The organism is Ruegeria sp. BHSB064, from assembly GCF_059613205.1.
In genome coordinates this window covers 1-9669 of record NZ_JBXWSB010000145.1, presented here as the reverse complement: position 1 = coordinate 9669, position 9669 = coordinate 1, and the positions used below count along the sequence as shown (strand labels likewise).

At 56.8% G+C, this 9669-nt stretch carries 10 protein-coding genes and 1 riboswitch; of the genes, 4 read left to right on the top strand and 6 right to left on the bottom strand.

The annotated features are described in order from the left end of the window. From AC2FNU_RS21825 to AC2FNU_RS21800, 6 genes are all read right to left on the bottom strand, one after another. Positions 1–535 (bottom strand): ABC transporter ATP-binding protein (locus tag AC2FNU_RS21825; protein ID WP_496792466.1); only part of this gene is annotated, 535 nt, incomplete at its 3' end. Continuing rightward, positions 535–1782, bottom strand: coding sequence for an MGH1-like glycoside hydrolase domain-containing protein (locus tag AC2FNU_RS21820; protein WP_496792460.1), 1248 nt, complete (start codon positions 1780–1782; stop codon positions 535–537). The genes AC2FNU_RS21820 and AC2FNU_RS21825, both read right to left, overlap by 1 nt. Positions 1783–1787: 5 nt before the next feature. Beyond that, entirely contained in the window at positions 1788–2996 is a 1209-nt protein-coding gene (locus AC2FNU_RS21815; protein ID WP_496792458.1) for a carbohydrate ABC transporter permease, read from the bottom strand. Next, positions 2996–4228 carry a carbohydrate ABC transporter permease gene (locus AC2FNU_RS21810; protein ID WP_496792456.1) on the bottom strand — a complete coding sequence of 411 codons (1233 nt, stop codon included), beginning with the start codon at positions 4226–4228 and terminating at the stop codon, positions 2996–2998. The genes AC2FNU_RS21815 and AC2FNU_RS21810 overlap by 1 nt, the downstream gene beginning before the upstream one ends. 57 nt (positions 4229–4285) lie before the next feature. Beyond that, positions 4286–5641: an ABC transporter substrate-binding protein gene (locus AC2FNU_RS21805; protein ID WP_496792453.1), complete on the bottom strand. Its 1356-nt coding sequence runs from the start codon at positions 5639–5641 to the stop codon at positions 4286–4288. Continuing rightward, the gene (locus AC2FNU_RS21800) at positions 5638–6798 is read right to left on the bottom strand and encodes a LacI family DNA-binding transcriptional regulator (protein WP_496792449.1); all 1161 of its coding nucleotides are present in this window, start codon (positions 6796–6798) and stop codon (positions 5638–5640) included. The genes AC2FNU_RS21805 and AC2FNU_RS21800 overlap by 4 nt, the downstream gene beginning before the upstream one ends. Before the next feature lie 214 nt (positions 6799–7012). Beyond that, positions 7013–7215, top strand: a riboswitch (cobalamin riboswitch). A 129-nt stretch (positions 7216–7344) separates the two neighbouring features. Here AC2FNU_RS21800 and AC2FNU_RS21795 point away from each other — a divergent pair. The 4 genes from AC2FNU_RS21795 to AC2FNU_RS21780 form a co-directional block, all read left to right on the top strand. Further along, on the top strand, positions 7345–8130 hold the full coding sequence (locus tag AC2FNU_RS21795; protein WP_496792446.1) for a DUF4198 domain-containing protein: 786 nt from the start codon (positions 7345–7347) through the stop codon (positions 8128–8130). A gap of 5 nt (positions 8131–8135) precedes the next feature. Then, positions 8136–8747: a cobalt transporter CbiM gene (cbiM, locus tag AC2FNU_RS21790; RefSeq protein WP_496792441.1), complete on the top strand. Its 612-nt coding sequence runs from the start codon at positions 8136–8138 to the stop codon at positions 8745–8747. Beyond that, the gene (locus AC2FNU_RS21785) at positions 8744–9325 is read left to right on the top strand and encodes a NikL family nickel/cobalt ECF transporter subunit (RefSeq protein WP_496792438.1); all 582 of its coding nucleotides are present in this window, start codon (positions 8744–8746) and stop codon (positions 9323–9325) included. The genes cbiM and AC2FNU_RS21785 overlap by 4 nt, the downstream gene beginning before the upstream one ends. After that, positions 9325–9669, top strand: a 345-nt coding sequence (locus AC2FNU_RS21780) for an energy-coupling factor transporter transmembrane component T family protein (protein ID WP_496792433.1), incomplete at its 3' end; no start/stop codon positions are given. The genes AC2FNU_RS21785 and AC2FNU_RS21780, both read left to right, overlap by 1 nt.

Here is a 9669-nt window from a genome sequence, read left to right as displayed (position 1 = left end):
GTTTGGCGATCTCGTACCGCATCTCGACCCGCAAAGCCGCGTCGAGATTCGAAAGCGGTTCGTCGAACAAAAAGGCGGTGGGATCACGCACGATGGACCGGCCGATGGCGACGCGCTGGCGCTGTCCGCCTGACAAGTCTTTTGGTCGGCGTTCCAGAAACGGCCCAAGCTTCAAAACCTCTGCCGCTGTGTTGACCTGCTCTGCGATCTCAGCCTTTGGCACCCCGGCCACTTTCAGCGAGAACCCCATGTTTTCGGCAACCGTCAGATGCGGGTAAAGCGCATAAGACTGGAACACCATCGTCAGGCCGCGTTTCGAGGGCGGATGATCGGTGACGTCATTGTCATTGATCAGAAGTGACCCGCGCGAAATATCCTCGAGCCCGCCAATCATGCGCAACAAGGTGGATTTGCCACAGCCGGAGGGGCCGACAAAAACAATGAATTCACCCTCTTCGATCTTGAGGTCTACGCCTTTGATGACCTGGGCTGACCCAAACCACTTTTCGACGGATTTTAGTTCGATGCTGCCCATTAGCTTCTCCCTGCCCAGTGAAGCCAGACGGCAGCTGTCCAGGTGAACGCAGTGCCACCGGCTGGGCTGCCGGTCTTTGGATCAAAATACTCAGCAAACCCGTAGTTCGAGATCAGCTTTGCAGTTTTCTGACGCAGATCTTCAGCCTGCTGCGTGTGGCCCATATCTTCCAGTCCAAATCCGATCATCATATTCATGATCGCCCAGGTCGGACCGCGCCAATAGCGGCGCGCATCAAAGTTCGGCATCGACGTATCATAGCTTGGAACTGGATAAGGGACGGTGTCCAAAACCGAATTCAAACGCCCCAACATCTTTTCTGAATCGATACCCGCATACCAGCACATGTATGACGCGTTCGAGATGCTGCCTGCCCACTCACCCGTATGAGCATCACGGGAATCAAAGCTGCCCAGTTCTTCATTCCACAAAGACCGCGCGCCGTTTTCCAGCCGGTCGACATCCGCTCGCAGCCCTTCGGCCTCAAGACCAAGTTTTTCGCTGATCGCCAACAGATCTCTTGCAGCGCGCAACGCTGTGAATGTCATCGTTGGGTCGGCAACCCGAAACGGGTTCTTGTCCAGCAGGATCTGCTGATCCCATTCGGCCTCGCGACCAATCTGAACCAGCTTGATGTACCGATCATAGTCGAACTTGGTAGGCCTGTCGTCGCTGTTTACATGCGTTGTGTCTCGGCGTTGATATTCACCGACATCTGAAGCGTCCATGCGGGCCATCGACTTGTCCCAGTCGGGGGCGTTATCGCGGCCGGCTTCCCATGGATGCGTCGTGCAGACCGCGTCCTGATCATCCAGACGCCACTTCATGATCCAGCGATGCCAGGCCAGTAGCTTTGGAAACAGTTCGCGCAAGCGTTGCTCGCCAGCGACGCGGTCCTGCTCCCAAATCTTGCGAACCATTGTCGCCGCAATGGGTGGTTGAATTATCCCCGAAGACAAAATCGGGCCGTTGCACCCCCAAACGTCCGGGCCGGGAAAATACCCGTCATCCTGCTGGTGGAACAGGATGTGCGGCACCATGCCGTCCGTCCATTGGCCAGAGAACAACGTCTCGACCTCGGTCCAGGCGCGGTCGATGTCGAATTCAGCAAACCCCAGGGCAGCAATCGCGCTGTCCCAGTTCCATTGATAGGGGTACAGCCCCTCGGTCGGGATCGTGTAACCTCCGCGATCATTGGCAATCAGAATATTGCGCGCTTCGCGGTCTGGGTTTGTATGTTGGTTCATCTCAGTCATCCTTTGACGGACCCCGCAGTCAGGCCCTTGGTCATGAAACGTTCAAGTCCCAGAAACAACGCCATGATCGGCAGAGTGGCGATCACCGCACCAGCCATCAGATGTTGTCGGGGAATTTCCGAGGAATTCAGCATTGTAACGCCTCGGGTCAGGGTGAATTTCGACGGATCGTCCAGCAGCATGAAAGCAAGCAGGAACTCGTTCCAGGCAATCATGAAAACATAGAGCGATACCGAGGCCAGCGCAGGCAGGCTGAGCGGCAGGGTGATCTTCCAAATCACAGCCAAACGCGACAGACCATCCATCAGACCAGCCTCTTCCACTTCGGTGGGCAGGCCACGGAAATAGCCTTGCAGCATATAGAGTGCGACGGGGATCGTCGTGACCGGGTAGATCATGACAATGCCAAGGATCGAATTTCGCAGGCCCGTCAGCGAAAACGCGATGTAAATCGGCAGCGCCAGAACGATCATCGGCACCATGTAGATCAGCAGGATCGACCGCGAAAACGCCTTTTGCCCTTTGAACCGGAACCGCGCCACCGCATAGGCACCGGGGACACTGAACAGCAACGTAATGAACACCGTCAGGACCGAGACGTAGAAGGACGTCCAGAGATAGGTGCCGAAATTGAAGTCGCGGAACAGTTCGGTATAGCTGCGGAACAACGCGGTGCCCTGGCTCAGGTCTACTGAGAAATCCAGCGGGTTCTGCAATAGCGCCTGTTGCGATTTCAGGCTGGTCATCACCATCACATAGAATGGGATGACGACAATGGCCGTGAAAAAGATATAGCCAAACCCGGTACAAAAGCGGATCACCGCATCTTCGAATTCATGGCGTGTCAGTTCGGCGAAGGGCAGTTCTTTGAGGATCTCGGCCAATGACAGATGCATCACGACCGCAACCGCGACGACCGTGATCAGACTTGCCTGCAGCGTCGTATCCGGGCCAATCAGAACGGGACCCAAACCGCTTAGGCACGACAAACCCAACAACACAGAAATCGCCAGACGCGCCGGGGCGTGGCGCGCTGGAAACGCAACGTAGGTAAGACCTGCCACCGCGCCCCAGATCAGGCTCAACCCCACCTGCGGGCGAAACGCTGCGCCGGTGGCGAAGGACATGGTGACAGCGACGGTGCTGGCAATGATGACCAGCCAGAGCGCGCCCAGAACCGGGCCGGTGATGAAACCTTTGCGCATCACAGACCCTCCTCACGGCTGATGAAGCGGAAGAAGACAAAGCTGAAGGCAATCAGGCACATCAGGATGACCACCGCCACCGCCGCGCCTGCCCCGATATTCGAGATTGCAAACGCCTGCTCATAGACGTTTACGGTCAGTGTGCGGGTACCCGCGTTACCGCCGGTCAGCAGGAAAATGTCGTCGAACTTGTTGAACGTCCAGATAAAGCGCAGCAGGAACAGCACCGACAAAATGCCCAACAGTTGTGGGATGCTCAGCAACCAGAACTTCTGGAAGGGCGACGCGCCATCCATATCAGCCGCTTCATACATGCTGCTATCAATGGATTGCATCCGCGCCAGAATGAACAGGAAAGACAGCGGGAAATAGCGCCAGATTTCGAACACTGTAACCATGATCAGGGCCAGAGGGCGTTCGCCGAAGAAATTGATCGGCGCACTGGTCAGGCCCATTTGGATCAAAAGCGCATTGGCCGAACCAGAAAACGGATCAAACAACGTGACCCAAGTAAAGGCCACCGCAATGACCGGTGCAACATAGGGAAACAGGTAAAGGCCCCGGATGAACCCCTGCCCTTTGAAGCTTTTGTTCAGCAAAAGCGCCGCGAACAGGCCCATGACCAAAGCGCCAATGGTCCCGAACACCGTGTAAAACAGCGTTACCCAAAGCACGCCCCAGAACTCGGACCCGTCAAAGACGCGAGCATAGTTTTCGAGGCTGAATTCAAAGTTGGTCAGAACGTTCGGCCCACTTCCAGTTACACGCGGTTCTGACGCTTCGATTACGTCTTCAAACGCATCGGGGTCGCCGCTCACGTCAACAGGTATGCGGATACGCTCACGCTGCCCCCCTTCCAGAGTGCCGAAATCGCAAAACAGGTCTTGTCCGTCCAAAACACAGGGGGCAACAACCTCCCTCGCAATGACACCATCGGGCAGAACGTCGCTGAGGGTGACGCCATTAATTGCGATCTCCTGACTGGAGTTGCGCAGGCGGTATTCAATCCGCAGATCGTCGCCCGATCCGCGCAGGCTTTCACGCACAACCGGTGCAGGCGGACGGAGATCGGACAGGGTAAATGGCTTGAAGCTGATCCAGAAGATTGCCAGCAAAGGCAAGATCACCACAAGCGATACACTGATCACGGTCGGAGCCAGCAGCGTCCAGGCCAGACGCGCCTCGCGTTTGGCTAACGCCCCGGTTCCGGTCGGTGGGGTGGCCGAAGTCATGGGGTACCTCGAAGGGTTGGGTGCAGCGGCGCGCACGCCGCTGCAGTTGCCACTTGATTACTGAACCTTCGCCAGCTCTTCGTTCATGGCTGCAACCGCTGCGGCTGCGTCGATCTCGTCATCAATATACTGACGTACAACACGATTGATGGCCTGAGAGTTGATCATTTTTGACGCCAGCGCCAATTGACCCTCGGCCACGCCCCAGCGCTGCGCCACGTCCAGACCGCCAACAATCTCGTCGATCATCGCCTGTTCGTACAGCTCGCCCAGAGGGGCCTTGCGATCGACACCGACGGGCAGTTCCGCCCAGGCTTCAGAGAACGCAGTCGGATTGTCTGCATTACCACGGCGCACGGGGAACTTACCCTCGGGCGCAATGGCCAGCGTCTGGGTATAGCCGTCATCCATCGCAAACTTTACGAATTCCATCGCCGCATCGGTATCCGCGTCGTTGGTGATGCCGAAATACCGCACATCACCCCAGGCCGCGCCATCGGGGTTCGACGGGCCGGACAGTTTGGTCACGATACCAGTCTTGCTGGCCAGATCGCGAGAGGTCGGGTCATCGTTAATGGTCGGCGGGGCGCTGTCGCGCAGACCAGCCAATTCGTCCAGAATAAACGGCGACCAGATGATCATCGCGGCTTTGCCGTCAAAATACAGCTCACGCGATTGCTTCCAGAAGAGTTCGCCGGGAGGCGAGGCTTTGGAAATAGCCTTGTAGAAGTCCAGAACCTCGGTGGTCTTGGCCTCATCCAGCGGCTGGAACCCATCAGGGCCAACGGGCGAGACGCCATTGGCAAGGAAAACATGCTCCAGCACCTGGCTCATGAAGTTCTCGTCGACTTTGGTGGCCGAGACAAAGCCATACATTTCTGGCGGGTTATGCAACGCCTCAAGTGCGGCCTGAATGTCGGCAAAGCTGTCAGGCGCTTCCAACCCGGCTTCATCGAACAGGTCCTTGCGATAGACAACCATTTGCGTCCAGCCGTCCACCGGAACCGAGGCGGTTTCACCATTGAACGCAGCCATGCCCAAAGCACCCGGCGCGAAGGTATCAGCGCCCAGTTCTTCGATCACTTCGGTCGCAGCTTCGGTGTCCAGAATGCCCGCTTCGGCCCACGGCAGAGCGTACTGCAACGGGTGGTAAACCACATCTGGCAAATCGCCCGCAGCAAAGGCTGCGGTTGCGCGGGTACCCAGATCCGTTTCCGTGACAGGGATCACTTCGACCGTTGTACCGGTCTCAGCCTTGAACTGGTCGGCCATTTCCTGCTGTTTCGCCAGACGCTCGGGCTGCTCCTCCGTTGTCCAGAAGCGGATCGTGTCCGCTTGTACCGACATGGCCGTCAGCGCCAGTGCTAACGACGAGCCGAGCATCAGCCTGGCTGCTTTTGGTGTAAGTTTCATGGTCGGTTTCCTCCCCGATTGTCTTCCATGGATCGTTTGATTTTTTCCGCCAACTCACTCGAAGTCAGCAGTGGCGGCCCGTCAGAGTCGCGTTCGATCAGCGTCGCCTGGCTGAGTTCGCGCAAAGATGCGGGTTCTTCCCCTCGGGTCTGACGTATCAGCATCGTTGCTAGGCGTTCGCCTGCCCGTTTGGAGTCGACGCTGAACGTGGTCAGCCCGGGGCTGGCATATTGGCATTCCGGAATTCCGTCATATCCAAGGACCGAGACATCACGCCCGATTTCAAGACCGAATTCTGCACACACAGGGTAGCTTCCCAATGCCGCCTGATCCGTCGCAAAGACAATCGCGGTCGGCGGGACAGACAGGCGCAACAAAGCGCGCGCTTCAGCGGCCCCTTCTTCGCGGGTGCGGGCCCCGTCGCGGATCAATTCAGGATCGACCGGCAATCCTGCAGCCCTAAGCCCGTCGACATAGCCATCCCGACGCAGGTGACTGTAGTTGAACTTTGGATCACTGCCGACAAACCCGATGCGGCTGTGACCAAAACGGACCAGACGTTCGACCGCGTCGCTCATGGCTTTTTCGCCGGAAATATCAAACCAAGACGTATCGTCCTGAAAACCGGTCCGACCATATCCTGTCCGACCATACAGGATGAACGGCACCTGCAGGTCGCTTAGGTACCCAACCCGCGCGTCATCGACTTCGGTACGCGGCAGGATGAATCCATCGGCCTTTCGTTCTTCGACCAGACGACTCAACACATTTAGCATGTCTTGTTTCGATTTCGCGGTCGAAATTGTCATCGTCCAGTCGGATGCACTGGCGGCTTCGCAAGCGCCCGCAAGAAAGTCCTGAAAGAATGGATTGTGCCGGTCCGGTTCTTCACTGTTGATGACCATGGCAATGGCACGCACGCGCCCCGTACGAATGGCCTGAGCGTGGCTGAGCGGGCGATATCCCATCTTGCGCGCCGTCACCTCGACCCGCTTTCGCGTTGATTCTGAGATGTCGGAATACCCGTTCAGTGCCCGCGACACGGTGCTTTTCGAAAGGCCGAGGTGATCAGCCAATTCTTCAAGCTTCACCCGCCCATTCGACGTGGCGCGCCGGGATCGGATTTGTCGCTGTTGCAGTTCGGGATTCGCCATCATTCTTTAATATAATTGTTCCGAAACCGGTTTCGGCAACAAAAAAATGACACCTTCAACCCACACCTGACAATCGCCTCCAACCAGCAGACAGGTCGCAACACCCCTCTCTTGGACATGATTGCAGTCGATAAGTTGCAATCAGAACCCCTCCGGAATTCGCAGATGACCCTCCCAATGCCGCAATCGGGAGTTGACCGTGTTCAAGTTTTTCTGTCATCAACGCGCCATGTTCGGTTCCGGGGAGTCACCCGGAGGCAATAGGGAATGCAGTGCGGCACATTCTTGGCCAAATCTGCAACTGCCCCCGCAACTGTAAGCGGCGAGCGAGACTGATTACGCCACTGGGGCACACCCGGGAAGGCCAGTTTAGCGTGAAGACCCGCAAGTCAGGAGACCTGCCGAACATGCGCCCCCGGAAGGGGCGCTCATCATCGGCGACGGGGTGTGCGCCGGATCTGTTTGCCCGTTGGGGCAAATAGTTTCGCATTCCCCAATGTCAAAAATCAATGCGTGCCGGGGAAGGCGCGACGTGAGAAGGACGTATTTGTGAAACACTTTTTGTTGGCCGCGGCAGTTGTCGTGGCAATGCCAGCGCTGGCGCAGGCTCATTTCCTGCTGGAATACACCGAAGACACCATGATCGAGCGTCCGGGTGACGTTCCGGTCAAGTTGGTCTTCTGGCATCCCTTTGAAGCCGGGCACGTGATGAGCCTGGACAAGCCGGAAGAGTTCTATGTGATCCACAACGGCGAAAAGATCGATCTGTTGGGTACATTGGAAGAAACCACGTTCGACGGCCCCGAGAACAGCGCCAAAGCATTTCTTGGTTCGGTTCCGGTGAAACGTTCCGGCGACTATGTGCTGGTGACGGTACCTGCGCCTTATTACGAAGAATCCGAGGATATCTATATCCAGCAGATCACAAAGGCTTACCTGAACCGCAATGAACTGCCCACCGACTGGGATCAACCGCAAGGTCTGGCGACCGAAATTCTGCCGCTGAACAAGCCTTATAACGTCATTGCAGGTTCCACCTTTACCGGCCGCGTACTGAGCGAAGGTGAACCGGTTTCTGGTACTGAGATCGAAATCGAATACATGGCTGCAGAACCTGATTTGGCAGGCAGCGGTGCAAAAGATGCCACGGCATCCCCTCTTCCGGGTGGGTCATTGGTCGCGATTTCAGATGAGAACGGCTATTTCACCTTTGGCGTACCAAAAGCGGGTTACTGGGGTTTTGCTGCTCTGGGTTCGGGCCCAAAAACCGAACATGAAGGCAAAGAACTGAGCCAGGATGCTGTGATCTGGATCCGCGCCTGGGATCTGGAGTAACCCCTATGCACATCGTGGACGGAGCCCTTTCGAACCCAGTTGTGATCAGCGGTGCAATCGCAGCGGCTGGCGGCGTTGCTGTGGGGCTGAAATCGCTGGACCTGGACCGAATTCCCATCGCGGGCGTGCTGTCGGCCTGCTTTTTTGTTGCCTCGTTGATCCATGTGCCGATTGGTCCGTCCTCTGTGCATTTGATCCTGAACGGTCTGGCCGGGCTTTTGCTTGGTTGGGCCGCTTTTCCAGCGCTGTTTGTTGGCCTGCTGCTTCAAGCCGTGTTTTTCGGTTTTGGCGGTTTGACTGTGCTTGGGATTAACACGGTCAACATCGCGCTTCCGGCGGTGCTGACATGGATGATCTTTGGTCGTCTGATCGCACGAGGCTCTCCGGTGCAGGGCGCTATTTGGGGTGGCATCGGCGGAGCGTTTTCAATTGCGGCCACGACGGCTCTTGTCGCTGTCTCACTGGCTCTGTCTGGTGACGCATTCCTACCAGCGGCAAAACTGGTCTTTTTTGCCCATATTCCCGTCATGGCAATCGAAGCGGTACTTACGGGTTTTGCCATTCTATTGGCCCGCAAGGTCAAGCCTGAACTCTTTCTAAGGGGTGCTCCGGTATGAGACAGCTGATTTTCGTTGTTGCGGTATTGCTTACCCCGCTTCCTGCGCTGGCCCATAAAGTTATCGCAGGGGTCTTTCCCGCAGGCGACGCGATTGAGGGTGAATTGGGCTTTTCCAACGGCGACATGGCTGAAAACCAAGACGTTATCGTTTATGGCCCCGATGGCGCTGAACTGGGGCGAACAGTCACCGATACCGATGGCTTCTTCCTCTACACCCCCACCGAACCCGTCGCGCACACGTTCAAAGCAGATCTGGGCGCTGGTCATATTGCCGAAGTCGCCATGCCAGCCGAGGAAGTGGCCGAGATTTTGGGTGTGGATCCCAAGCTTGTAAAACCTGTTACGCAGGTTGAAACCGCAACCGACATAGCGACGGTGACTGTTGCGTCACTAACCGACGAGGAACGCGCAGTCATTGCCCAAGCGGTACGAGACGAAACCCGCCCCCTGCGTCGTGAGATTGCAGCCTATCGCGAACACAACGACTTGCAGACCGTTCTGGGTGGGATCGGCTACATTATCGGTCTGTTCGGCATCGGCTTTTATGTCTCTGCACGCCGGAAAATGGCCGCCTGATGGCCCATGCTCTGGAACCCCAGGCAAAGACGCTGGCCGAGGTTGATGCCAGCGCACCCTTTGGGGTGATCGGAGAGTTGGATCCTCGGATGCGGATCGTGATGACGTGCTTTTTTGCTGTTGTTACGGTTTCGCTATCCAGCATTCCAGCTTTGGCTACGGCTCTGGCGGTCGCTATCGGGTTGCTTTTGATGTCTCGCCTACCAGTGCGCCGCACGCTCAAACGCATGGCCATGATGGACAGCTTTATCATCTTCATGTTGATACTTTTGCCTTTTTCCATGCCCGGTGACGCGATATTCACCCTGTTCGGATTTCCGGCCAGTTGGCAGGGGCTGTGGAAA